Source organism: Pseudarthrobacter sp. PS3-L1 (genome assembly GCF_030063285.1).
In the GTDB taxonomy this organism is placed as follows: Bacteria; Actinomycetota; Actinomycetes; order Actinomycetales; family Micrococcaceae; genus Arthrobacter.
In genome coordinates, this window is sequence record NZ_JASISU010000003.1 from 415681 (window position 1) to 438433 (window position 22753).

A 22753-nucleotide genomic window follows, 5' to 3' on the forward strand; every position below is an offset into this window, starting at 1 on the left:
CAAAAGTTTCTATTTTCTTTTTTGTCCATGGCGGTGAAAGTTTCTGGCAGTCATGAACAAAGGTCCCGCAAGCGACGTATACCTCCTGACGGCCCTTCAGGGTCGATGAATGGACACGATGCAGCAGACCATCAGCGAGGAAGGACGGTTCGCCGCGACAGGCATGCCATGGGCGACTTTGATGTTCATCAGGCATTCGTGGAGCACGGCCGCGCCCTCTACGGCTTTGCCCTCAACACCATGAAAGATGCCCCCATTGCGGAGGACTGCGTCCAGGAAACGTTCGTGCGGGCATGGCGGGCACGCGCCACGTTCGATCCTGGCCTCGCGTCGGAGCGTACCTGGCTCTTCGCAATTGCCCGCAATGTCATCATTGACGAGATGAGGGGACGGTCGCGTCGGCCACTGCCGATCCCTGAGGAACGGATGGAAAGTGCCGCGCCGCCCGTCACCGTTTTTGGCGCAGCAGAAGACCAGATAGTGCTCACCAGTGGCCTGGCCCGCCTCAGCGAGGAGCATCGGAACGTCATAGTGGCCATTTCACTTGACGGCCTGACGTACCAGGAGCTTGCCGAGCGTACGGGTGTTCCAGCGCCAACACTGCGCACACGGATGTACTACGGCCTCCGGGCACTGCGGAAAGCAATAGGCGAAGAAGAGGAGGAGCAGTGATGGTGGACCCGTCACGCCGGGACGAGCTGGTGGCAGCGGCCCTCGCCGGCGAACTTGATGGCCAGGAACAGGAAGAGTTTGATGCCCTTTGTGCCGGCGATCCTGCGCTGTTGCGTGAACTTCACGCACTGCAGCGGCTGACCCAGCGCCTGAGCAATTCCGATCTCACCTGGGAAGAGCCTGCCCTGCCCCCGGGCCTCGGAGCGAAGATCCTGGCCGCCACGAACGGATATGGCGCGGATGGATCACCTGAACCACAGGCAGGTGCATCCGGAGTCCCGCCACGGCTGCCTGGGCTGGCTCAAAAGCCGCACACCACCCCGGGCGCCGACTCTTTGCGCTCTCGTGGGAACGGCTGGTCCCGTCCTGGTGGGAAGCGGCATTCGCGTGGGATCCTGGCCGCAGCGGCGGCAGCCCTGCTGGTGGTTGGCGGTCTTGGCGGTGCCGGAATTGCCGGGCTTTCATATCCACCGTCAGGCAGCGGGGCAGAAGAAACCGCGCAGGCCGCCCCAACAGGGCCACCCGGCACCCTGGGCGCAGTGGAGAACGTAGCCCTTTATGGCACCCCCGCCGGTACCTCGTTTGAGGCGTCAGTGATAGCCCATACCTGGGGTACAGAGACGGTGCTGGCCATCGACGGGCTCCCCGCCGGAGACTCTTTTGAGGTGGTCCTGGTTACAGCGAACGGCCAGGAACTCGTCTCGGGAACATTTTTTGGTGCGCAGCAGACAGTCACCTGCCGCATGAACGCAGCAGTCATGCGTGCTGACGTCGCCAGCCTCCAGATCCGCCAGGACACTGGCGCGGTGGTTGCGTCGTCGTCAGCCCTGCCCCGCACCTGACCCGGGCGTCGCGGGCCACGGTGGCTACGCCCCTTCGAGCAATTGCATGGTGACTCGGGTCAGGTAGGTACCAGCGTTACCCATGGCGTCTTCGGGCCCCCGCGCCACATCAAGCAGTTGGGCGGCCGCCTGCACACCGTGCTCAGCCAGCTCCTCCATGGAGACCAGGATGCGGCCAGCCACTACCAAAACTGGGATGCCGCGGTCGCTGGCCGCATCGGCGAGCGCAATAGGCGCTTTGCCTGCCAGCGATTGGGAGTCCAGCGATCCTTCTCCAGTGATGACCAGATCTGCAGTGTCGAGCCGCCCCGAGAGGTCGGTCAGGCCGGCAACCAGGGCAAACCCGCCTTCCAGCTGAGCGTTTGAGAGGGCCAGGAACGACGCCGGGAATCCACCGGCTGCTCCCGCGCCCGCCACATTGACGTCCCGGCCAGTAGCCTCCCGCAACACTGAGGCCCAGTTGCGCAGACCGGCGTCGAGCTGTTCAACGCCCTCCTGGTCCGCACCCTTCTGCGGTCCAAATACGTGGGCAGCGCCGTCCGGACCATACAGCGGGTTCTGGACGTCAACGGCAATGCGGAAGGTTGTGCGTTCGAGTCGTGGATCAAGTCCCGACATATCCAGGCGTGAGACCTGGTCCAGGGAGCCACCTCCCAGCGGAACTATCGTGCCTGCAGCATCAAGGGGAATCAGCCCCAAAGCACGCAGTGCACCACTGCCACCATCTGTCATGGCAGATCCACCCAGGCCCAGAACAATTTCCGTTGCCCCAGCGTCCAGGGCAGCAGCAATGAGCTGCCCGCAGCCGTAGCTGTGGGCCCGGAGTGCATTGGCCGGAGAGGCTTCCATGTGTTCAAGCCCGCTGGCCTGGGCTGTTTCGATCACAGCCACCACCGGCTCCGTTCCGGAGTCCGTCCGGGGGTCGAGCAAGGCCCAGGCAGCTCCGACGGGCGCCAGAATTGGCCCAACAACTGCGTTGAGCCGCTCTTCATAACCAGCGGAAACGGCGGCTTCCAGGGTTCCCTCGCCGCCGTCGGCAATGGGAAACTGCGTCACCACGGCATCCGGATAAACGCGCAACGCACCCTGGGCGATGGCACTGGCCGCCTCCGCCGCAGTGAGGGAGCCTTTGAATTTGTCCGGTGCAATGAGAATGCGCATGCTGTCCATCTTGCCAGCCACCACCAGAAAGCGCTTCCTCTGCACCCTTCACCAATTGTCGGGCGGCACATCCCAGCAGCTTCCCTCAGCAGCAGCTTCACACGAGGGGAGGCGTGGTGGGCGACACCATACAATGAACACACGTGGGAACTAAGGGGTGCTCTGCCATAATCATGAAACAAGCAATCGACATTCGCCACAGCGCCATCGTCGCTGACCACGATCCGAAACGCAGGGCAGCCACAGCAGGTATTCTCCGCCAGGCAGGGTTTGCCGTCGAAGTTGCCGCCGAGTCTGCGTCCCTCGCCATGCTGCTCTCCGAGGGGACACACCACATCCTGGTGGCAGATTCAGCTCTGGCGAGTATTTCTACCAGCGTTCCGGTACTCCTGATGGCCGATGCCGCTGATTCCATCACCGCCCAGCACATCGTTGCCGACTACACGACCGCGGCGGCCGCACCGGGAGAGCTCGCCATGCGGGCCACGGCTCTGATCGCACGCAATGCCGAACGGCTGGCAGTCCGCGAACGTGCTGCAACTCTCCGCGAGGGTATCCGCTCTGTCACGGCAAGCATGCGCTCTACCAATGATGCGCAGCAGATCGCAGATACCTTGGTGCGGGGGCTTTCTGAGTGCTTTGAAGCAGACCATGTACGCCTCGTCATCTTTGCGGACCAGCGAATCGGCGCCCTCGATGCCGAATGGATCCGCCCCGCTGGCCGCACGTTGCCCGCCCAGGCCTGGAAAGACCGCGCGCCGCTGAAGGCTCTCTCCGATCAATTGTGGGAAAATGCCGAAGTCCTCCTTGGTGGCGGAGACCAAAACACTGGTCACCAGGATCACGCACGGCTCCTCCCTCCGGGAATTCTTCCGTCCGCACGTTCGGGTTTCACACCTGGCGGCCCAACTCTGCTGGTACCTGTTGGTGAGGGCAGTTCCGCCCTGGGCATCCTGCAGATCGCGCCCCTGGGCTCCCACGGGCACTGGGGAGCCACAGAACTTGGCCTTGTCCAGCACGTGGTGGGAAATGCGGCGTACAGCCTCCTCCAGAGCCACCTCATTGCACGGCAGCAGGAAGTACTCCAGCGACTGCGGCAGTTGGACCAGGCCAAATTGGACTTCCTGTCGACCGTCAACCATGAACTTCGCACACCGCTGACGTCAATCGTGGCCTACCTGGACCTTCTCCAGGACGGGAGTGCCGGCCCACTCTCCGTGGACGTGCACCGAATGCTGGACATCATCTCCCGCAACGCAACCCGGCTGAGCGACCTGGTTGGCAACATGCTGGGGGCGTCAAACTCCGCGCCTGAGGGCAATCACATCACGTCCGCTCCCCTGAACCTTGGCCGCACCCTACAACTGGTTACCCTTGCCCTTCGACCGCTCGCAGAGCAGCAGGGTGTGACCATCTCCTACACGGACGAAACCCTTGACGTAGAAATCCCGGGTGACGAGGTCCAGTTGCAGCGGCTGTTTACCAACATTGTCTCCAACGCGATCAAGTTCACTCCCACCGGCGGTAGCATCCACGTCACCAGCCAGTTACCCCGGCTGGGGATGGCGGGACGAATTCCCGACGGCGGGCCGGCGGTGGAAATCCGGGTGATTGACTCCGGTGTGGGAATTCCCCCGGAAGAGCTCCCCGAGGTCTTTACCCGTTTTTACCGGGCATCCAATGCCATGAACGGCGCCGTGCCCGGCAGCGGCCTTGGCTTGGCCATCTGCGAGGGAATCGTCCGCGGCCATGGCGGGGACATCTCCGTGACTTCAACGCTGGGCAAGGGAACGCAGGTCCGGGTGCGCCTCCCTTTTGAGCCACCCGAGTAGCCATTCGCAGCTGCCCCTGGTTGCAGTCCCTGTAACGATTCAAGGCGGCATAAGCACTACCATGCGTAGAATAGGAGATAACTGTAGTATCAGGAGTTCTCCGGTGCATCGTCGCGGGGAGAGCACCACCTTAAAATACCAGGGGTAGTATGTCGTCTGTTCGAGAGCAAGCATGGGGCATTGTGGCTTCCGTCCTGGCGGATAACGATCCCGCCTTGGCCGCAAACCGGGAGCAGCTGTGCACGCTGCTGGCCCAGTTTCCCACAGAGCCCGAGCGCGCCCTTTTCCTCCATATGCAGGAAAGCCGGCTCAGTGGCGCCACGGATCTTCCCGGTGTGCCCCTCGCAAAGCCGCAGGACACCAGCTGGGCAGCACCATCTGCCGCATCCGAGGACGCAGGTGCCCCCGAGGCCCTCAGCGAGGTGGACCGCAACCAACGGATCAGCGAGCTCTTGCACCAGCGGATGCTGATGACAGCTTTCCAGCCGATCTTCGACCTCGACACCAACTCCGTGCAGGGCGTCGAAGCGCTGTCAAGATTTGTGAGCGATGACGGAGCAACCGCGGACCTCTGGTTCGCCGAAGCCGCGTCCCTGGGACGTGGCATTGAACTCGAGTTTTCGGCACTGGGATCAGCACTTGTCACTGCCGAGCAACTTCCTGGAGAGCTGTACGTTTCGATCAACCTCTCTCCGGAATCCTGCCTTGATGCAAGGCTTCCGGAGCTCCTCGAAGCTACATCGATGCCTCTCAACCGGATCGTCTTGGATCTCACCGAGAACATCTCCGAATCTGACTACATGGCGTTCATCACCATCGTTGCCCCCCTGCGTGCCAGAGGCCTCAGGGTCGCAGTGGACGAATCCAGCGCCTCCCTGGGTGCGATGAGTCGGATGGTCCAGCTGAACCCTGACTACATCAAAATCGGCCGGAACATCATCACTGATCTCGAAGATGACCCCGAACAGCAGGCTCTCGCTGCGGGTATGGTGTCATTTGCCCACCGCGTGGGTGCCAGCCTGATTGCCGAAGGCATCGAGACAGCAACTGAGCTCGCAGCACTGCGGGGACTCAGGGTAACCGGCGGTCAGGGCTACTTTCTGGGCCGGCCCACGGTCAGGCCTGAAGACTGGGCCACCTGGGCTCCAGCTACTGTCCCGGACAAGGAAACGTCGCACCAAAAAACGGCTGAGGACACCGCTCCGGGACTGGCCCTTAACTAACGTTTTCGGGAGCCCCGTTCGCGCAGCACGTCCATCAGCAGGTCCGCACGGTCGGTCACAATCCCGTCGAACCCCAGGTCCAGCAGTGCGTGCATCACCACAGGCTCATTGACTGTCCACACGTGGACTTGCAGATTGCACGAGTGAGCCCTGTGTACCAGCCCGCGCGTAGCGGTCCGCACCGGTCCAAAACGTTCGGGTATCTGCAACGCATCAACGCCGGGTAGCAGGCGCGCCATGACGCTGGCCCGGAATCGCTGCGGAACAACGGGTGCCAGCAGGACAAAAAGCGCGTTGCCCACGACCCCGGCAGATCCTGCCACCGGCCGGCTCAGGCGTTTCTGAACGGCACGGCGTCGGCGGTCCGAGAAACTTGCCACCAATACCCTGTCATGCAGCCCCAAACGCTCTATCAGTCCAGCAACAGGGGCAACACTGTTCCATTCCTTGACATCCAGGTTGATCCGGACGTCCGGCAGCTTGCTGGCAAGTTCTTCCAGGGTGGGAATCGCCTGGCTGCCGCCAATCCTTGCACGTGCGACCACCCGGGCGGGGAGCGCGGAAATCTTGCCGCTGCTGCCCGTCACCCGATCGAGGGTGGAATCGTGGAAGAGCAGCACCACGCCGTCGGCCGTCGCCTGGGCATCCGTCTCCACATGCGTGCAGCCGAGGTCAACGGCTGCACGGAACGCAGCCATGGTGTTCTCCAGACCGGTCAGGGAAAAACCGCGGTGGGCCAGGACCAGCGGATGCGAGGTAGCGAAGTACGGCAGAGAGTCAGTCACGTTCGCCAGCATACCGAGCCGTACGAAGCTGACACCCCCACATACAAGTGACCCCGCACTGCCCTGGCAAATGCCAGCGCTGTGCGGGGTCGACCACCGGGCCCTTGGAGCCAGGTGTTTCGTCTAGAGTGTTGCCGTATCGATCACGAAGCGGTAGCGGACATCGGAGGCGAGGACGCGCTCGTATGCCTCGTTGATCTGGTCAGCAGAGATGACCTCAATTTCTGCACCCAGCTTGTGCTCGGCACAGAAGTCCAGCATCTCCTGTGTTTCCTTGATGCCACCGATCATGGATCCGGCGAAGGACCGGCGGCCGGCGATCAGCGAGAAGGCGTTCACGGGCAGTGGCTCTGCCGGGGCACCCACATTGACCATGGCGCCGTCCAGGGACAGCAGTCCGAGGTACGCGCTGATATCAATCTTGGCGCTGACCGTGTTGATGATCAGGTCGAAGCTGCCAGCGAGTTCCTTGAACGTGTTCTCGTCGCTCGTGGCGTAGTAGTGGTCGGCGCCGAGGCGCAGTCCATCTTCCTGCTTCTTCAGTGACTGGGAGAGAACAGTGACCTCTGCACCCATGGCGTGGGCAATCTTGACGCCCATGTGTCCCAGGCCGCCGAGGCCAACCACGGCAACCTTTTTGCCGGGGCCTGCGCCCCAGTGGTGCAGCGGCGAGTAGGTGGTGATTCCGGCGCACAGCAGGGGTGCTGCGACGTCGAGCTCAATACCCTCGGGAATGGAGACAACGAAGTCTTCGGTCACTACCACGTGGGTGGAGTAGCCGCCCTGGGTGATGGTCCCGTCGCGGTCCTCGGCGCCGTAGGTGCCCGTGTTGCCCTTGAGGCAGTACTGCTCTTCGCCCTTTTTGCAGTTGACGCATTCGCGGCACGAGTTGACCATGCAGCCAACGCCCACGCGGTCGCCCACGGAGTGGCGGGATACCTCGGAGCCGACTTCGGTGACAATGCCAGCGATTTCGTGTCCGGGGGTCAGCGGGTACTGGGCCGGTCCCCAGTCACCCTTGACGGTGTGGATGTCTGAGTGGCAGATACCTGCAAATTTGATGTCAATCAGGACGTCATGCGGTCCCAGATCGCGGCGTTCGACGGTGGTCGAAACCAGCGGTCCGGTGGCGTCTGTTGCGGCGTACGCTTTAACTGTAAGCATGTAAATACTCCTGCGTTTGTTGGTGTTTCACCTTCCACACAACCATGGCTGGCATGTGCGGAGGGAGTCACTGCTGAACAACGCACCGCTGGTACATCCCAGGGAGGGAGCTTCCTGGCGGCGGTTCAGCATCCGGATCGGGGGAACCCAGGTGTTAAAGCCTACTCCTGAGTAGAAGGGTCCGCTCCCACGGGGCGGCTGGGGGTCAGGAGCGTGCGGCCCGGATCAGGCCTGTTCGGCCAGGATCTCTACTCCGTCGGTGCAGTGAAGCAGAATCCGCCCGCGGCCAGCATCGAGGTCTACCCACACGGATGCATGGTCGCGCGTCAGGTCAAAAATGCTTCCGCTTTCCTCGAATCCCTTGGAAAGGAGGACCCGCACCCGCTCGCCTCGACGCAGGTCGTGCCAGTGCGGCGCAGGGTGGGCTGCCTGCAGTGTGGTTTCGGTTCTTCTGGACATCACTTTGCGGGTCATGGCTCTCCCTTGTGGCTCGTTTCACAACCTTTGGTTGTCTTGCCAGCCTAAAATCACAAAGTGAACGGGGAATGAGCGCAACATGAGAAAACGGTGTGAAAACCAGATCCCTCGAAGGTCCTCAGGCGGTGGCTTCAGCGTTCAGCTCCGCGAGCCTACCCTCCAACACCTGCGCGACGCCGTCGTCGTCAAAGTGCGGGGCGCTTTGCCCAGCAGCACTGATCGCATCCGGGTGGCCGTTGGCCATCGCATATCCGTGGCCTGCCCAGCGAAGCATCTCGACGTCATTGGGCATATCCCCGAACGCGAAGACATCACGTGCGTCGATGCCCAGCGAATCGGCGTAGGCCGCCAACGTCACAGCCTTGTTGATGCCCGGGAGCGCGATTTCCAGCATGGCCACCGACGGGGTGGAATGTGTCACTGAGGCGAGATCACCGACGGCGGGACGCACCGCGGCAAGGAATTCGTCGGCGGTGCCCTCCCGCACCACGGCCAGGAATTTCAGGACGCCAGAATCGCGGCCGAGGGTTTTTTCCAACGGCGCGGGGGTGATGTCCGCCAGGATTCCACTCTCGTCATTCTCGACAAATCCGGGCTCCACGTGCAGCCCTGTCAGTGTCTCTGCAGCGAAGATCGCCGAGGGCCGCAGCTCCTTGATGATGTCCCTGACCCGAAGCACAAGATCAAGTTCCATGGCGTGGGCAGAGACCACCGAGTCCACCTCAAGGTTCCACACAACGGCTCCATTGGAGCAGATCACCGTGCCCGTATGGCCCATCTGCTCCCGGAGGGGCTGGAGCCAACGCGGTGGGCGCCCGGTGACAAAAACAGTTTCAATACCTGCATCTCGGCAGGCATGAAACGCCCGGATTGTACGTTCGCTGATTTTCCCGTCGTGCCCAAGGATGGTTCCGTCAATGTCGCTCGCTATCAACCGCATGCCTCAAGTCTACGGTGGACATGTAGCGCAAAACACTTGACCGACACTGGGGTCATCCCGCTAATATTGCGTTATGTGGAATATAAATTCCACATAACGGTATTAATGGAACGCTGGCACCATGCCTAAAGGTCCCCCGACAGCGTTCCCGCCACAGCACCGCAGATTTCGCCCAAGCCAAGGACCCGTCCCATGCTGCTTTCCGAGTTCAATACAGCCCCGCCCGAAGCGGCTACTGCTGCCCTGCGCCCTTGCCTGGACATCCCTCGCTGGATCGCAGACATTCTGGCAGCCAGGCCCTTTCCATCGACTGAAGCCCTTCTGGCCGCGGCGGCTACAGCTGCGGATCCCTTCACATCCGCGGAAGTGGACGCAGCGCTGGCACACCACCCGCGCATTGGCGAGCGCCACGCCGGAACGGGGGCAGAAGCAAGGCTTTCGGCCCAGGAACAGCAGAGCCTGGGTGCCGCAAGCGCGGAAACCGTGGACGCCCTGGCCGAGGGAAACCGCGTGTACGAGGAAAAGTTCGGCCAGGTCTTCCTGATACGGGCGGCTGGCCGTACTAAACCCGAGATCCTGGCAGCACTGCTGGAGCGGCTGGAAAATACACCTGAACAGGAATTACCCATCATCCATGAGCAGCTGCGCCAGATCGCACTGCTGCGCCTCGAAGGAGCCATGAGCCAATGACCGTCTCGCACATCACCACGCACATTCTGGATACCACCACCGGCACGCCGGCGCACGGCGTCTCCGTCGAGTTGTTGGCGCAGCGAGGCAATGCCTGGGAGGTCATCGGGTCCTCCACAACCGACGCAGACGGCAGGGTCAAGGACCTGGGACCGGAAGCAGTTGAGACGGGTACCTACCGCCTGCAGTTTGCAACGGCCCCTTACTTTGCCGCACTGGGAACCGAAACGTTCTTCCCGGAAGTGGTACTGACGTTTTCAGTGCAGGCCGACCAGGCGCACTACCACGTCCCCCTCCTGCTGAGCCCGTTTTCATTCTCGAGCTACCGAGGAAGCTAGCGCTTGGGCACCGGCCGCTGAGCCACAGCGCGCCGGCTTATTGCAATCACTGCCACCACCGCCATGGCGATAACGCAGGCCAGGCCACCGTTGTAGAGCACAGGAACCAACGCGCCGCTCTCCATGTTGAAGTCAGCGGCAGCCATCACGGCTACCAGGTAGCCCGCAGTGAAGAGTACCCAAAGTGCACCCAGGGCCCCGACCCCTCGGGTCCACCGGGAAAACACTGGCGGCTGCGCACCGTAGGACATGCCCATTGCAATCATGGCAATACCGGCCACGGCGACAAGCTGGACCAGGAGCACGTAGGAGCCGCCTAGCAACCCCACGGGGATGCAGACAGCGCCAATCAGGATGAGCCTGCGGGACCACAGGGGCGACGCAGGGCTACTGGCACCAGGTGTCCGCGTTGACGCAAAAGACGCCGCTCCGGCCTGGGGAACACCTGGTTGTGCTGGTTCGGGCTTGCGCCCTGCTGGCTCGGGCTGCTCGGGCGTAATGGGCTGTTCCATGGGTAATCCTGTGTTCTTGGGCGGGACGCCGATCCTGGTGTCCGCGCGCTCATGAGGCTACAGGATCCACCTGATACACCGAGGTAGCTGGATCGGCTCGAAGTCGCTGGACCCACCCCGCGAACTCAGCGCCGCTGCCGCGAATCCACCATCGTGGACCCCTAGCCGCGCCCCTGGAAGGGCATCCCGGCGGCCGAAATCACCAGAGAACCGACATTTGCCGACGCCGGCATCTGGGCCATCAGCAGCACCGCCTGGGCAGCGTCCTTCACGGGGAACGTCGGCTCAACCTTGCGGCTGCCATCGGGCTGGACCGCGCCATCGCCAACACCAAGAGTGCTCATGATGTCCGTGGCGGTATTGCCTATGTCGATCTGCCCACACGAGATTCCGTAGGCCCGGCCATCCAGGTCGATACTTTTGGTCAATCCCGTCATGGCGTGCTTGGTGACTGTGTAGGCGACACTCCGGGGCCTGGGCGAGTGGGCTGAAATAGAACCGTTGTTGATGATCCGGCCACCCTGCGGGCTCTGGCTTTTCATGGTCCGCATCGCCGCCGCAGCACATAGCATCGAGCCCGTGAGATTCACGGCCAGAACAGCATTCCAATCCTTGGGGCTGATTTCATCGACTGCGGCAGTCGGCCCAAAGATGCCCGCATTGTTAAAGAGGACGTCCACGCGGCCCCATGCATCAATCGCGTGCCTGAAGAGACGGTCGACGTCGGGCTCCTGGCTGACATCGCACGGCACCACTAGCGCCCCAGGGTGTCCAGCGGCCGCTTCACGCAACGGCTCTTCGCGTCGCCCCGCCAGGACGACCCGAAATCCTTCCTCGAGCATCAGTCGTGCGACGGCCCTGCCGATTCCGGTGCCTGCTCCGGTGATAACGGCAACGGGACCGGGGAAGGATGCAGTGGTCGTCATGATGCTCCTGGTGGACTGGATTGGGTGCGAACGCGGATTTCCCGCGAGGGCTGGCGCTCAGCTACCGGGCAGGATGAGTGGCCAGCCTACGACGGTCTTGGGGCGCGGCGATGCATAGGTCCGCACCTTGGAAGTGCTCAGGTTCATGCGCACCAGGGCCTCCGCGATAGTGACTGCCGACGCAACGCCGTCCACCACAGGCACGCCAGCCCGTTGCCGAATCTGCTCATCGAGCCCAGCCATTCCGCCGCAACCCAGCACAACCACCTCCGCTTTGTCTTCTCGTACAGCACGGAGCGCCTGGTCAATGATGGCCTCGACGGCCCGCTCAGGCTCCTCCTCGAGCTCCAGGACAGCCATACCGCTGGCTCGAACCGAGGCACACCGCTCCTGGAGACCGGCCAACTTCAACCTGTCCTCGATCAGTGGCACTGTCCGATCCAGGGTAGTGACTACGGAATATTTATGGCCCAGGAACATGGCCGTGCTGGCCGCAGCTTCGGTAATGTCCACGACTGGCACGTCCAGGAGTTCCTGGAGTCCCTCGCGTCCATGTTCGCCATAGCCGGCCTGGATCACGGCGTCGAACGGGTCCGGATAATTCACCACGGCATCCATGACGGCAACGGCAGCGAGGTAACTCTCGAAGTTTCCCTCGCACGAGTCCGCACCGAACCGCGGTGTCAGCCCGATGATTTCCGTCCCTGCAGACGCAATGGCTTGGGCCTGGGCGGCTATGGAAGCGGTCATTGAAGCAGTGGTGTTGACGTTGACAACGAGGATGCGCATGAATTTCCCTCCGGTCGTGCTGGCTGAACTGGTGCTGGATGTCACGGTGCTGAAGAATCTTGGTGCTGATGGGACGTCAGTGTGTACTCGCAACAGCTATCGATTCGCCGTCCACGTCGTCAAACTGCTGGCGCCGATCAGAAATCAGGAAGTAGGTCAACGCTGCTACACCTGCCCCAATAAACCAGGCAAAGGGTGCCACCGCGGCGAATGCCGGAACGAATGCCACGCCGAGCGAAAGGATCGAGGCTGGAATCAATGCCGCAATTGCTTTGGGGTTGACGCCGCGCCGGTAGAAGTAAGCACCGCCCGGCTGATCGCTGTACAGCTCGGGAACGTTGACTTTTCCGCGACGGAGGAGCCAATAGTCGGCCATCACCACACCGAAGAGCGGTCCCAGCAGGGCGCCAAGGCCGCCCAGGAAGTAGACGATCACGATGGGGTTGTTGTAAAGGTTCCAGGGCAGGATGAGCAGTCCGATGGTGCCACTGATCCAGGCGGCCTTGCGGAAGTCCAGGTGCTTGGGAAAGAGGTTGGTCAGCGCGTACACGGGAGCTACGAAGTTGGCCATCAGATTCACTGCCACCGTCAAGATCAGGATTGCCAGGCATGCAAGGACCAAAAAGAGAGTGTTGGGAATGCTGGCCACAATGTCAGACGGCGATTCGATGACGGTTCCGTTGATCTTGTACTGGCCGCCGGCAAGGACCACCACGATGGCGCCAAAGAGCAGCATATTGACCGGAATACCCCAGAAGTTTCCCCTGACCACTGACTTTTTGGACACTGCAGACCGCGTGAAGTCACAGAAGTTCAGAACGAATGTTCCGTAGATCGCAACCCACAGTGCACCGCCGGCAAAGATGGTGCGCCACATCTCACCGGTCTCCAGGCCCCTGATCCCGGACCACTGAATCTGCCCTTGGGCTTCGACGAAGATCCAGACCGCCAGGAGGACCATCGTGACCAAGATGATGGGGCCGGCAAAGGCCTCGTACTTGCGAATCATCTCCATCCCGAAGCTGACAATGACCAACTGCACAATCCAGAGCGCCCCAAATGCCATCCAGCCAAGCGAGGAAAGCCCCAGGATGGAGTTGCTGTCCAGTTCACGCAGCGATGGAGCTACAGCCACCAGGAGGACCCGCAGCACCACGGAGGCGAGGAAGGTCTGGATCCCGAACCAGGCCACAGCCACCGCACCACGCAGGAGGCTGGCAAGCTGTGCGCCCCGGATGCCGAAGCTGATGCGGCTCATCACGGGAAACGGAACACCTGTTTTTTCGCCCATGAATCCAGAGAAGCTGAGCAGTGCAAAGAGCAGCACGGCACCAATCCCCAGTGCCACAAGAATCTGCCACCCGCCGAGGCCCAGGGAAAACAGACCAATAGCAAAGGCGTAATTTCCTAGGCTGTGCACGTCGTTGGCCCACAGGGTGAAAATGCTGTAGCCGGTCCAGCGGCGACCCTGCCGCTTGGTAGGAGCCAGGTCTACGTTGTAGAGAGAAGGGCTGATGGGCTGTCCCGACGTCCTGCTGGCTGCATCGCAGAGGGCATCGTTGCCGGCTGCGGGATGCAGTACAAGTTCTGGCGGTACGGGCTGCTGGGCATCCCGGGGTTCTGGCATGTCAGTCCCGCGGACTGATGGGGTTCTCTGCATCATGTGCTCCGATTCGAAAATCCTGTTGTTTCGCCGTGCCCCAATTCCACATTGCGAAATTTGTATATTGAAGAGTGGAACAAATATATGATTCAGGTCACTTTTGGTCAAGGGATGTATCCGCAGCACCGGTCACAATTGGTTAGCGACGCTAGCCCCGGGGTGCACCCGGGTAGTCGATCTGCAACTCCTCCCGGGGGTCGAAAGAATCCGTGGTCTGCGCCCCTTCACCAGGGGCCAATGGCCTTGTGGACTAACTTGAATCAACAAGTAATGAGGCAGTATCCTGAGCTTCTACTCAACAAAATAGAGGGAAATTCGATGAAGGCTTTTGCATGTGGCGACGTAGTTCCCGGCTGTGAAGCACAGTGGGTTTGCAGCACGGAAGATGAGATTCTCAGCGCGGTAGCCGGGCATGCAGTGTCTGCCCACGGTCTTCACAGCATTTCCGAGGAACTGAGCGCCTCCGTCAGAGGCTCAATCACTACCGTTTCTTGACGCCTGGGAACGAGACCGCCCCTTCGTCCGTAAGGGTGCCGGAGTCCGACGCACAATGGTTGATCAACCTCCACACCGCGTGCAGCGGAGAGGGCATGGCAGCGTCGTTCCAGCCGATTGTCGATACCGCTCGGGGCACAGTTGTCGGCTACGAAGCCCTGGCACGATTTCCAGGCTTTGGCGAGAAAAATCCAGAAGCTTGGTTTGCGGCCGCGCGGCGGCACTCACTGGCTGCCCAGTTGGAAGCGGCGGCACTGCGGCGCGCGCTGGCGTTTCGCCCGTCCCTCCCGACCAACTGCTTCATGGCCGTGAATGTCTCACCTGATCTTCTTGGAACCGAGGACGTTCGTTCCGTTTGGCGAGAGCACAGCGACCTCGGGGGCATCGTCGTTGAACTGACGGAACAGATGCCCATAGAGTCTTATGTCGATCTGGAGCCGGATCTCAACAGCCTCCGTGCGGCTGGGGCGCTGATCGCGGTCGACGACGCCGGGGCCGGCTACGCGGGCCTCCGACACCTGCTCTCCATTAGGCCCTCGCTTATCAAGATTGACCGCGAGCTGGTTCAGGGGGTGGACCGCGACGAAGCAAAACGCGCCCTGATTAGGATGCTCGGAATGTTTGCAAGCCAGGTGGATGCGTGGATCCTTGCCGAAGGTGTGGAAACAGCCCAGGAGCTCGATGCCCTGGCGTCCCTGGGAGTTCCGCTGCTCCAGGGCTATTTCCTGGCGCGCCCTGCCCCGGCATGGGCCACACTAGACGTGGATGTCGCCCACCGGCTCGCATCGAGGCCGCTGGCAAAGCATCCCCAGATCCTGCGGGACCTGGTGGAATCTGCAACAACGGCAGAGAGCACCCCACGGGCACAAAAGGCTTTTCTAGCAGACCAAGGGCTCGACGTCGTAGTTCTGATGTCCGCGAACGGCAGGCCCGAAGCTCTCCTGGACGCATCGGGTGCCGGGCTGGGTGTTGTCAGCCCGGGAATGCGTGCAAATCTGGATACGCCGATCGCCCAGGCCCTGGACCGGGCCATGACCCGCCCGGCGTCTAGCCGGTTCCATCCGCTTTTGGTGACTGACAACGCTGGCCGGTTCGCTGGCATTGCACGGCTGGAGCGGATGATCACTGCGTTGACCACAGCCGCCAATTTCGATCCACAGTCCTAGGCACGCCGTGGATTCGAATGAGCCCGCCCTGCCGGCCAGAAGGTAACATCGCAGCGAACTAGGACTCCGCACTGGACGGCTCAGGCCGCTGGGCCGCGACGGACGTGTGGACAGTGGCAGCCTCCTGTGTTGCCGCCCAACTCGAGAGCAGCCGCAGGCCAACTTCCGATGGCGAGCCAGCGGCAGCAGTGTAGATGGTGAGGTTCAGTCCGCTGTCAGCATTGAGGTCCAGAGCCTCATAGGTGAGCTCAAGGTTTCCAACAACAGGGTGCCCAAACGTTTTTGTTCCCGCCGCATGCAGCCTGACGTTATGTTTGGCCCACCGTTCCCGGAACTCGTCACTGCACGTCGAGAGTTCTCCCACCAGGTCCTGCAGATCGCGATCGTGGGGATCCCGGCCAGCCTCGGTCCGCATGATGGCCACCGCAACATCAGCTGCCCCGTTCCAGTCCGGGTAGAAATTCTCGGCGCGCTGACGATCAAGGAAGGTGTAGCGGGCGAAGTTCGGGGTCCGCTGCGCATCCCTGTACATTTCCGAATACAGCGCCCTGCCCAAGGCATTGGCAGCAATGAGGTCCATCCGCCCGTTGCGGACAATCGCAGGGCCGTTGCTGATCGCGTCGAGGGTCTGCTGCAGCCCCGCCCGAACCTCTGCTTTTTTCGCGTCCCTCTTGGTGCGCCGCATCAGAGAGGAACTTGCGGCCTTGGCAAGGTCAAAGAGATGGGCAGTCTCGGCCGGGTCCAGTTGAAGCGCCCGCGCCACGGCGTACAGGACAGATTCAGAAACACCTGACAGATTCCCGCGTTCCAGCTTCGCGTAATACTCGACGCTGATATCAGCCAGTGAGGCCACCTCCGTGCGCCGGAGCCCGGGTACCCGGCGTTGGGATCCGGAGGGCAAGCCAGCCTGCTCGGGTGAGATCCGCGACCTTCGGGAAACGAGGAAGTTCTTGACCTCTTTCGTGTTGTCCATGCTCTTTACCGTACGGCGCATTCCCTCGCCGGACCATGCACTGTCAGTACACCTTCCAAGGTAGTATTCCTCCCTTCAGGCGGCAGTGATTGACTTTTCCATGCGGCATCAGGAGGGCGAGAAAATCACTGCCGCCTCTTGGTTCCGCTCCACCATCACGACAACCAAGCGAATGGCCACATGAGCACCTCACCCTCCACCAGAACACCAGACGCGAGCCTGGGAACAGGTGGGTTCCCGTGGGGCCCACTGCTGATCATGGCACTCGCCGGATTCATCCTGATCGCGACGGAGACCATGCCTGCTGGCCTCCTTCCACAGATCGCATCAGGCATGGACATCACTGAAGGCGCCGTGGGTCTGTACGTCCGCGCCTATGCCCTCGGCACCGTACTGGTGACCATTCCGGCCATCACCCTCACCCGTGGCATGAGCCGGAAACCACTGCTCATTTTCAGTCTCAGCGTGTTCCTCGCAGCCAATTCCATCACTGCCTTATCAGAAAACATTGTCCTGTCCCTGGCCACGCGGTTCGTGGCTGGCGCCTGCTCGGGACTGCTCTGGGGCATGCTGGCCGGATACGCCAGGCGCATTACTGCCCCCCAGCTTGCTGGGCGAGCCCTCTCGATTGCTTCGCTCGGAACGCCCATCGGCCTGGCGGTAGGAACGCCTTTTGGTTCGTGGCTGGGAACAGCGCTGGATTGGCGCTGGTCCTTTGGCGCTCTTTCCATCCTGACCACTGCGGCCATAGCGCTGGTTATTTTTTTTGTTCCACCCGCAGCTGGACAACCGGCCGAGACCCAGGCTCCGCTGCTCCGCGTGGCCGCACTGCCTGGCATCGCCGTGATCCTGGCAGTTGTCGTCGCCTGGATGCTCGCACACAACACCATGTACACGTACATATCCGCATACCTGCGCAGCGCCAACACGGGCCTTTCAGTGGACGTGTCCCTAATCCTGTTTGGCGTTGCAGCCCTCGGCGGCATCTGGCTCACTGGATTATTCGTGGACCGGGCACTGCGTGTCCTTGTCCTCGTCAGCATTGCACTTTTTGCCGTTGCTGGCGTCGTTTTCATTGTGGGCAATGGGTCCACTGTTGCCATCATCTCCGCTATTGCCCTTTGGGGCCTGGCCTTCGGTGGCGCGGCTGCCCAGCTGCAGACCGCAATCGGAGAAGCCAGCGGTGAGAACGCAGATGTTGCTAACGGGCTCCTGGGTGTCTCGTTTAATCTGGCTATTTTCGGCGCGGGACTCATCGGCGCGGTCCTCATCAGCGGCGGGAGCGGACTTGTCCTCCCCTTGTTCATGGTGGCGCTGGCCTTGGTGGCCCTTGCTGTCGCGGCCTTGGCCCGACGGACCGGCTTCCCAGCGGGGCGGTGAACCGTGCACCGGGCAAACCTCACTGCGGCACTTCTTGACGCCGCCAATCCTCACCATCACCGGCATGCCGGATCAAGAAAGAAACCCCGTGCGGCAGTCCATGACCATCGCTACTGCTACTGCGCTCCTGCCCGTCTCAAGCGGATGCAGCTCCGCAGCAACAACGCGAGCCGGCAGCCACGGTGGAAGCTCGCCGGACTCCACTCTGTCCAGGCTCCTACATCGCCCCGCGCGAGCAACTCAACGAGCTGGCCAAGGGCGAAGTTAAAGTGACAGTCGTGAACTGACTCGCGAACGTGATGGCGGACGGATTCTGAAGATGGGAGTCGATGGTTGCTCCCGTGAGAACGGACTATTGATTTCCGGAAAGCACCGGCTTCAGGGGCTTCGGATGCCGCAGGCTCCCGGTCTGACGGCGCGCAAAAGTCCTGGACCTTTCGCTGGACAGCGCCAGGATCAGCAGGATGTCCAATGAAAAACTCACCAGCGTGGTGTTGAAAGAAATCGCATCGCCACCGCTGAGGACGTTGGAGAACTGCACCACGATGGACCCCGCCCCTAGCGTCATGGCCACTACCCGGGCACGGTTTCCACCCCTGAAAATGAACCAAGCCACAGTGAATTCCGCCACGGCAAAAACCGCCAGCCCAACGGCCCCCGGGATGATGACAGTCCGCAGATCCAGGCCTGCCACGGAATCACCGAATGCCTGAATCATGGCAGGTTCATCGGTGGAGAGCGCCATGAATGTCGCGGCAAGGACAAGTGACGACATGCCGCGCCCCAGGACCATGATTCCGCCAAGCAGCGTGGGTAGCGGACGTCTTTTCTTCTGGGCCGGCTGGGCCATGGCTGGGCCGCCACCGGCCTTGAGCGCCGATAGGTCCACGATGGGAAGATCACCGTCGGTAACGATACTGTCCCCTCCCCCATTGCGGGAGTGATATCCCGTGGAGAAATCCCGGATGAGGGTCAACGACGATTCCGGCGCCGCCGCCAGCACGGACTGCACCACGTAGTCCCGTTCCACGTCGATGCTGGCTTCGATCTTGTGGGTGATCTGCAAGGTGAAGAGGGAAAAACCTACGGCGCGGTCGTAGGTGCCAGCGGCCAACCAGTCCACGGGGATCCCACCGGGCAGCAGCCACCCGGGTGGTGCTTTCCAGAACCGGATGTGGTGGCGTTTGCCGGGGTTTCCGTCCACTTCCTGCTGGTAGGCGAAGTCCTGTTGCCTGCTGAAGAGGAATAGCGGACTCACCGGCGCCTCGTCGTAGCTCCTTTGGGTCAGCGTGGAGCTCACAATATGCCAACTCGAGGCCAGCGTCACGGGATCCGCCAATGTCCATTGGGAAGTGGACATTGCCGTGTGGACCTGCGGTGCGCTACCCAGGAATGCCACATTGACCGGGTCGCCCAGCAACCCATCGCTGGTCCTGGACCGGCCAATGAAGTAATCAGGCAAGTAGATCCGGGTGAAGATTCTATGCAGGCGCGGCAGGACAAGGTATGCAAGCGCAGCCCAGAAGACCACCAGGAACCAGACATGGCGCCAGCCAAGACTCGCCTGGAACAGGACAATGGCGAACCAGACCGAACTCAACCCACTGAAGACGAAGAAAACGCGGTCGGCCAGGGTCTCCGCAGCCGCGTCCTCTACTGTTTCGGAGACACCCGCCAGGTCGCCGTCCGCCTGGCCTGGTTCCGTCTTACCTGGCGCCGTGTCCTCATCCATTTCCTTGGTTCCCCGTCATGCCCACACAGTACCGCTGTCCGGGGCCTGGGAAAGCAGGCAGCAACTGTGGAACGAGAGGCATGGAGTTCCAACGACGTCGGAAATCACGCTTCCGCTTCGTAGGGCTCCGGAACCAGGCCCGCATCGAGTAGCCCCAAGTAAATTCGGTCCCGCGAGAGGGGCAGTTGCGCAAATCGCACTCCAGTAGCGTTGCGGATGGCGTTAGCCAACGCCGGTGCAACCGGATTGAACGGACTCTCACTCATGGATTTGGCTCCTAGCGGCCCCATCGTGTCATCAGTCTGCGCAAAGTACACCTCACTGCGGGGAACGTCAGCGTAGGTGGGAATGTGGTAGTGACGCAGGATGTCAGTGGTGACCCTCCCGGCGTCGTCCACCACTACCTCCTCATAAAGCGCAGCTCCGATAGCCTGGGCAATGCCGCCCTCGATCTGCCCCCGACACTGCCGTGGGTTGATGACTACACCCGCATCGGCAGCCTGGACACTCTGCAGGATCTTCAGTTCCCCCGTTGCCCTATTGACCGCCACCCGGAAGCCCTGCACGTTGAAAGCGACTGATCGCGGAGTGCCGCCCCAGCGCCCTTCTGCTGAAAGGTCGACGCCGGCAGTCCGGGCTGCTGCAAACAGCTCCGCCAGCGGGACTCGGGTTCCCTCGCACATCACGGCATCGGCCGTCAGGAGACAGCCCGCAACCTGCACCTGCCGGATACCGGCGGCGAAAGCCCGGATCCGGACTGCTAACTCTTGGGCCGCAGCAAGCGTCGCCTTTCCCGCCACAACAGTTCCAGCGGATCCAAAGGCGCCTGTATCGTGCTCCACGAGCTCCGTATCGGACTGCCGAACCGCTACCCTGTCCGCGGTACTTCCCAATGCCGAGGCCGCCAACTGCGCATGCACGGTGGTGGTGCCGTTACCGAATTCTGCGGTGCCGACGTCGGCCCCGAAAGTTCCATCCGGGAGCAGGCGTACCTTTACGTGTGCGAAGTGCCCCCGGGGCGGCACGGTGTCGATCATAGACAGGGCTGTGCCAATGCCGGTGACCCATGGTGGGCCCAGGTCATCGAGACCAGCGTCGCGGTACCGTTTCCCGCCACGTTCCAATGCGTCCTGCACCAGGTCCAGGCACTGGTCCAGGCCATAGCTTCCATAGTGGACATCAGGTTCGGGCTCCGCATGCGTGGAGACCATATCATCGCCCTCCCGCACCATGTTCCTCCGCCTGAATTCCAGGGGGTCCATGCCAAGGGCAGCGGCCAGCTCATCCATGGCGGACTCGATGGCAAAAATCATCTGACTCAGCCCATACCCACGAAAAGCCCCGGAGGGAATGCTATTGGTATAGACGGCCTGCGCATCAACCTTTTTGTTGGCGCACTTATACACGGCCAGTGACTCGCCACAGCTGTGGAACATGACGCCTGGCGCGTGGTTTCCATAGGCGCCGGTGTCGGTCTGGACATCAAGCAGGAGGCCTGTCAGGTCCCCCGCACTGCTGGCTGCAGCTTTGAGCCTGATGGTGAAGGGATGCCTGACCGTGGAGGCCGTGAGCTGTTCTGTCCGGGTAAATTCGAGCTGGACGGGCCGGCCCAGTTTCATCGCGGCAAGCACCACAATATCCTCGGTCAGAACCTCCTGCTTGCCACCGAATCCGCCACCAACGCGGCCAGTAACCACGCGGACCTGGTCCTGGGGCAGGTCGAAAATCCGGCAGAGCGTCCGCCGGACCAGGAACGGCACCTGGCTGGACGTCCGTACCTGCAAACGTCCAGCTCCGTCCACCGTGGCAATTGCAGCATGGGTTTCCAGCGCCGTATGCTGCACGCGCTGGGTTTGATAGGTACGTTCGTGGACGACGTCGGCATCCGCGAAAGCAGCCTCGACATCACCCACTGCGGAATGCAGCTCCGCCACGATGTTCCGCTCCGGGTGTGCAATCCGCGCGGTCAGGGAATCTTTGGTTCCATGCAATGCTGGCGCCCCAGGTGCGACGGCAGCCGCCGGAGTGAACACCGCGGGCAGTTCGCGGTACTCCACCCGGACAGCCCGCGCACCCTGCACTGCTGCCCCCACGGTCTCAGCCACAACCGCAGCCACCCGTTGACCGACAAAGCGCACAACGTTGTCAAGGACACGGGTGTCGTCCGGATCGTCAGTGAAGAGTTCGTGCTGCGCGGTGGAGAAGAGTTGCTCTGGTGCGTCGTGGTGGGTGAAGACTGCAACGACACCGGGAATCTGTAGTGCCGCTGTGGCATCGACGGCGACAATCTCTGCGTGGGCATGTGGGGAACGAACAAGTGTCAGGTGTAGCAGTCCCGGGTACTCCCCTGCCGGGACGTCCAAGGAGTAGCGGGCTACGCCAGTGACGATGTCCCGTCCCGCCGGCGCCGGGACATCGTCACCAACCTGGCCGCGATCAAGCACGACAGCGGGCTGCACCTCAGAACCCGCCTCGGTATCCACATATTCCCCTTGAGGCATATGTGCGCGGATTGCATCCCCGATGGCCCGGTATCCCGTGCATCGGCAGAGATTGCCCTTGAGGTTGCGCGCTAGATTGGCGCGCTGCCCGTCATTGAATGTTGCGGCCGTCATCACCATTCCGGCGGTGCAGAACCCGCACTGAAAGCCCTGATGATCAAGGAATTGCTGTTGGACGCGATGCAGCCCTGCATCAAGGACGGCATCCCGGTCAGCTGATGCGGCCAGGAACCCAGGTGCGACGACGGGAACAGAGGCGGCAGCTGCGGCCAATCCCTCAATAGTGGTGATGTTCCTTCCCTCGGCCCGCACGGCCGGGTACAGGCAGCTGTGCACGGGGGTACCGTCAACGTGGACCGTGCATGCGCCGCAATCTCCGCCATCGCAGCCCTTCTTGACTCCCAGGTTCCCCTGGTCGCGCAGGAAAGTCCGCAGGCACTGACCCGGCAACGGTGTGACCCCTGAGTCCCGGCCGTTAATAACAATTCCCAT

Annotated in this window: 21 protein-coding genes; 9 read left to right on the forward strand and 12 right to left on the reverse strand. The window is 61.9% G+C overall.

Annotated elements, in window-relative coordinates:
* Positions 1-105: 105 nt before the first annotated feature.
* Entirely contained in the window at positions 106-672 is a 567-nt protein-coding gene (locus tag QMG79_RS09850) for an RNA polymerase sigma factor (protein ID WP_283538410.1), read from the forward strand.
* Positions 672-1514 carry a hypothetical protein gene (locus tag QMG79_RS09855; protein WP_283538411.1) on the forward strand — a complete coding sequence of 281 codons (843 nt, stop codon included), beginning with the start codon at positions 672-674 and terminating at the stop codon, positions 1512-1514. Before QMG79_RS09850 ends, QMG79_RS09855 begins: the two co-directional genes overlap by 1 nt.
* Positions 1515-1538: 24 nt before the next feature.
* Here the strand turns inward: QMG79_RS09855 and QMG79_RS09860 are convergent, their stop codons facing one another.
* Positions 1539-2675 carry a glycerate kinase gene (locus QMG79_RS09860; RefSeq protein WP_283538412.1) on the reverse strand — a complete coding sequence of 379 codons (1137 nt, stop codon included), beginning with the start codon at positions 2673-2675 and terminating at the stop codon, positions 1539-1541.
* A 173-nt stretch (positions 2676-2848) separates the two neighbouring features.
* On the opposite strand from QMG79_RS09860, the gene QMG79_RS09865 reads away from it, so the two are divergent.
* Complete coding sequence (locus QMG79_RS09865; protein ID WP_283538413.1) at positions 2849-4507, forward strand: sensor histidine kinase; 1659 nt, start codon at positions 2849-2851, stop codon at positions 4505-4507.
* A gap of 149 nt (positions 4508-4656) precedes the next feature.
* Complete coding sequence (locus tag QMG79_RS09870) at positions 4657-5730, forward strand: EAL domain-containing protein (RefSeq protein ID WP_283538414.1); 1074 nt, start codon at positions 4657-4659, stop codon at positions 5728-5730.
* On the opposite strand, the gene QMG79_RS09875 is transcribed toward QMG79_RS09870, so the two are convergent.
* The 4 genes from QMG79_RS09875 to QMG79_RS09890 all read right to left on the reverse strand — a co-directional run bounded on the left by QMG79_RS09875 (position 5727) and on the right by QMG79_RS09890 (position 9096).
* A complete protein-coding gene (locus tag QMG79_RS09875) occupies positions 5727-6527 on the reverse strand; it encodes a glycerophosphodiester phosphodiesterase family protein (protein ID WP_502934726.1) in 801 nt (266 codons plus the stop codon). The genes QMG79_RS09870 and QMG79_RS09875 overlap by 4 nt on opposite strands.
* A 111-nt stretch (positions 6528-6638) precedes the next feature.
* A complete protein-coding gene (locus tag QMG79_RS09880) occupies positions 6639-7679 on the reverse strand; it encodes an NAD(P)-dependent alcohol dehydrogenase (protein ID WP_283538416.1) in 1041 nt (346 codons plus the stop codon).
* Positions 7680-7904: 225 nt separating this feature from the next.
* On the reverse strand, positions 7905-8153 hold the full coding sequence (locus QMG79_RS09885; RefSeq protein WP_283538417.1) for a hypothetical protein: 249 nt from the start codon (positions 8151-8153) through the stop codon (positions 7905-7907).
* 121 nt (positions 8154-8274) lie between these two features.
* A complete protein-coding gene (locus tag QMG79_RS09890; RefSeq protein ID WP_283538418.1) occupies positions 8275-9096 on the reverse strand; it encodes an HAD family hydrolase in 822 nt (273 codons plus the stop codon).
* A 192-nt stretch (positions 9097-9288) separates the two neighbouring features.
* Between QMG79_RS09890 and uraD the strand changes: the two genes are divergently transcribed.
* Both uraD and uraH read left to right on the forward strand, forming a co-directional pair.
* The gene (gene uraD, locus QMG79_RS09895; protein WP_283538419.1) at positions 9289-9786 is read left to right on the forward strand and encodes a 2-oxo-4-hydroxy-4-carboxy-5-ureidoimidazoline decarboxylase; all 498 of its coding nucleotides are present in this window, start codon (positions 9289-9291) and stop codon (positions 9784-9786) included.
* Positions 9783-10124 (forward strand): hydroxyisourate hydrolase, encoded by a 342-nt coding sequence (gene uraH, locus QMG79_RS09900; protein WP_283538420.1) that lies wholly within the window; start codon positions 9783-9785, stop codon positions 10122-10124. The genes uraD and uraH overlap by 4 nt, the downstream gene beginning before the upstream one ends.
* On the opposite strand, the gene QMG79_RS09905 is transcribed toward uraH, so the two are convergent.
* The 4 genes from QMG79_RS09905 to QMG79_RS09920 all read right to left on the reverse strand — a co-directional run bounded on the left by QMG79_RS09905 (position 10121) and on the right by QMG79_RS09920 (position 14011).
* Positions 10121-10636 (reverse strand): hypothetical protein, encoded by a 516-nt coding sequence (locus tag QMG79_RS09905; protein WP_283538421.1) that lies wholly within the window; start codon positions 10634-10636, stop codon positions 10121-10123. The genes uraH and QMG79_RS09905 overlap by 4 nt on opposite strands.
* 161 nt (positions 10637-10797) lie before the next feature.
* Positions 10798-11562: an SDR family oxidoreductase gene (locus QMG79_RS09910; protein WP_283538422.1), complete on the reverse strand. Its 765-nt coding sequence runs from the start codon at positions 11560-11562 to the stop codon at positions 10798-10800.
* Positions 11563-11619: 57 nt separating this feature from the next.
* Positions 11620-12351 carry an aspartate/glutamate racemase family protein gene (locus QMG79_RS09915; protein ID WP_283538423.1) on the reverse strand — a complete coding sequence of 244 codons (732 nt, stop codon included), beginning with the start codon at positions 12349-12351 and terminating at the stop codon, positions 11620-11622.
* Between the two features lie 76 nt (positions 12352-12427).
* Positions 12428-14011, reverse strand: a complete 1584-nt coding sequence (locus QMG79_RS09920) for an NCS1 family nucleobase:cation symporter-1 (RefSeq protein ID WP_283538706.1) — start codon at positions 14009-14011, stop codon at positions 12428-12430.
* A 321-nt stretch (positions 14012-14332) separates the two neighbouring features.
* On the opposite strand from QMG79_RS09920, the gene QMG79_RS09925 reads away from it, so the two are divergent.
* On the forward strand, positions 14333-14509 hold the full coding sequence (locus QMG79_RS09925; RefSeq protein WP_283538424.1) for a DUF1059 domain-containing protein: 177 nt from the start codon (positions 14333-14335) through the stop codon (positions 14507-14509).
* Between the two features lie 35 nt (positions 14510-14544).
* The gene (locus QMG79_RS09930) at positions 14545-15675 is read left to right on the forward strand and encodes an EAL domain-containing protein (RefSeq protein ID WP_283538425.1); all 1131 of its coding nucleotides are present in this window, start codon (positions 14545-14547) and stop codon (positions 15673-15675) included.
* A 58-nt stretch (positions 15676-15733) separates the two neighbouring features.
* Here QMG79_RS09930 and QMG79_RS09935 read toward each other — a convergent pair whose 3' ends face one another.
* Entirely contained in the window at positions 15734-16648 is a 915-nt protein-coding gene (locus QMG79_RS09935) for a helix-turn-helix domain-containing protein (RefSeq protein ID WP_283538426.1), read from the reverse strand.
* A gap of 180 nt (positions 16649-16828) precedes the next feature.
* Between QMG79_RS09935 and QMG79_RS09940 the strand changes: the two genes are divergently transcribed.
* Positions 16829-18028, forward strand: coding sequence for an MFS transporter (locus tag QMG79_RS09940; RefSeq protein ID WP_283538427.1), 1200 nt, complete (start codon positions 16829-16831; stop codon positions 18026-18028).
* Positions 18029-18380: 352 nt separating this feature from the next.
* Here QMG79_RS09940 and QMG79_RS09945 read toward each other — a convergent pair whose 3' ends face one another.
* Positions 18381-19760: an LssY C-terminal domain-containing protein gene (locus tag QMG79_RS09945; protein ID WP_283538428.1), complete on the reverse strand. Its 1380-nt coding sequence runs from the start codon at positions 19758-19760 to the stop codon at positions 18381-18383.
* 104 nt (positions 19761-19864) lie between these two features.
* On the reverse strand, positions 19865-22753 hold the full coding sequence (locus QMG79_RS09950; RefSeq protein ID WP_283538429.1) for a molybdopterin-dependent oxidoreductase: 2889 nt from the start codon (positions 22751-22753) through the stop codon (positions 19865-19867).

Bases quoted from the DNA above. Each gene is read 5' to 3' on its own strand.
- QMG79_RS09850 (WP_283538410.1), top strand. From the start codon at position 106: ATGAATGGACACGATGCAGCAGACCATCAGCGAGGAAGGACGGTTCGC.
- QMG79_RS09855 (WP_283538411.1), top strand. From the start codon at position 672: ATGGTGGACCCGTCACGCCGGGACGAGCTGGTGGCAGCGGCCCTCGCC.
- QMG79_RS09860 (WP_283538412.1), bottom strand. From the start codon at position 2,675: ATGCGCATTCTCATTGCACCGGACAAATTCAAAGGCTCCCTCACTGCG.
- QMG79_RS09865 (WP_283538413.1), top strand. From the start codon at position 2,849: ATGAAACAAGCAATCGACATTCGCCACAGCGCCATCGTCGCTGACCAC.
- QMG79_RS09870 (WP_283538414.1), top strand. From the start codon at position 4,657: ATGTCGTCTGTTCGAGAGCAAGCATGGGGCATTGTGGCTTCCGTCCTG.
- QMG79_RS09875 (WP_502934726.1), bottom strand. From the start codon at position 6,527: ATGCTGGCGAACGTGACTGACTCTCTGCCGTACTTCGCTACCTCGCAT.
- QMG79_RS09880 (WP_283538416.1), bottom strand. From the start codon at position 7,679: ATGCTTACAGTTAAAGCGTACGCCGCAACAGACGCCACCGGACCGCTG.
- QMG79_RS09885 (WP_283538417.1), bottom strand. From the start codon at position 8,153: ATGACCCGCAAAGTGATGTCCAGAAGAACCGAAACCACACTGCAGGCA.
- QMG79_RS09890 (WP_283538418.1), bottom strand. From the start codon at position 9,096: ATGCGGTTGATAGCGAGCGACATTGACGGAACCATCCTTGGGCACGAC.
- uraD (WP_283538419.1), top strand. From the start codon at position 9,289: ATGCTGCTTTCCGAGTTCAATACAGCCCCGCCCGAAGCGGCTACTGCT.
- uraH (WP_283538420.1), top strand. From the start codon at position 9,783: ATGACCGTCTCGCACATCACCACGCACATTCTGGATACCACCACCGGC.
- QMG79_RS09905 (WP_283538421.1), bottom strand. From the start codon at position 10,636: ATGGAACAGCCCATTACGCCCGAGCAGCCCGAGCCAGCAGGGCGCAAG.
- QMG79_RS09910 (WP_283538422.1), bottom strand. From the start codon at position 11,562: ATGACGACCACTGCATCCTTCCCCGGTCCCGTTGCCGTTATCACCGGA.
- QMG79_RS09915 (WP_283538423.1), bottom strand. From the start codon at position 12,351: ATGCGCATCCTCGTTGTCAACGTCAACACCACTGCTTCAATGACCGCT.
- QMG79_RS09920 (WP_283538706.1), bottom strand. From the start codon at position 14,011: ATGCAGAGAACCCCATCAGTCCGCGGGACTGACATGCCAGAACCCCGG.
- QMG79_RS09925 (WP_283538424.1), top strand. From the start codon at position 14,333: ATGAAGGCTTTTGCATGTGGCGACGTAGTTCCCGGCTGTGAAGCACAG.
- QMG79_RS09935 (WP_283538426.1), bottom strand. From the start codon at position 16,648: ATGGACAACACGAAAGAGGTCAAGAACTTCCTCGTTTCCCGAAGGTCG.
- QMG79_RS09940 (WP_283538427.1), top strand. From the start codon at position 16,829: ATGAGCACCTCACCCTCCACCAGAACACCAGACGCGAGCCTGGGAACA.
- QMG79_RS09945 (WP_283538428.1), bottom strand. From the start codon at position 19,760: ATGGATGAGGACACGGCGCCAGGTAAGACGGAACCAGGCCAGGCGGAC.
- QMG79_RS09950 (WP_283538429.1), bottom strand. From the start codon at position 22,753: ATGGGAATTGTTATTAACGGCCGGGACTCAGGGGTCACACCGTTGCCG.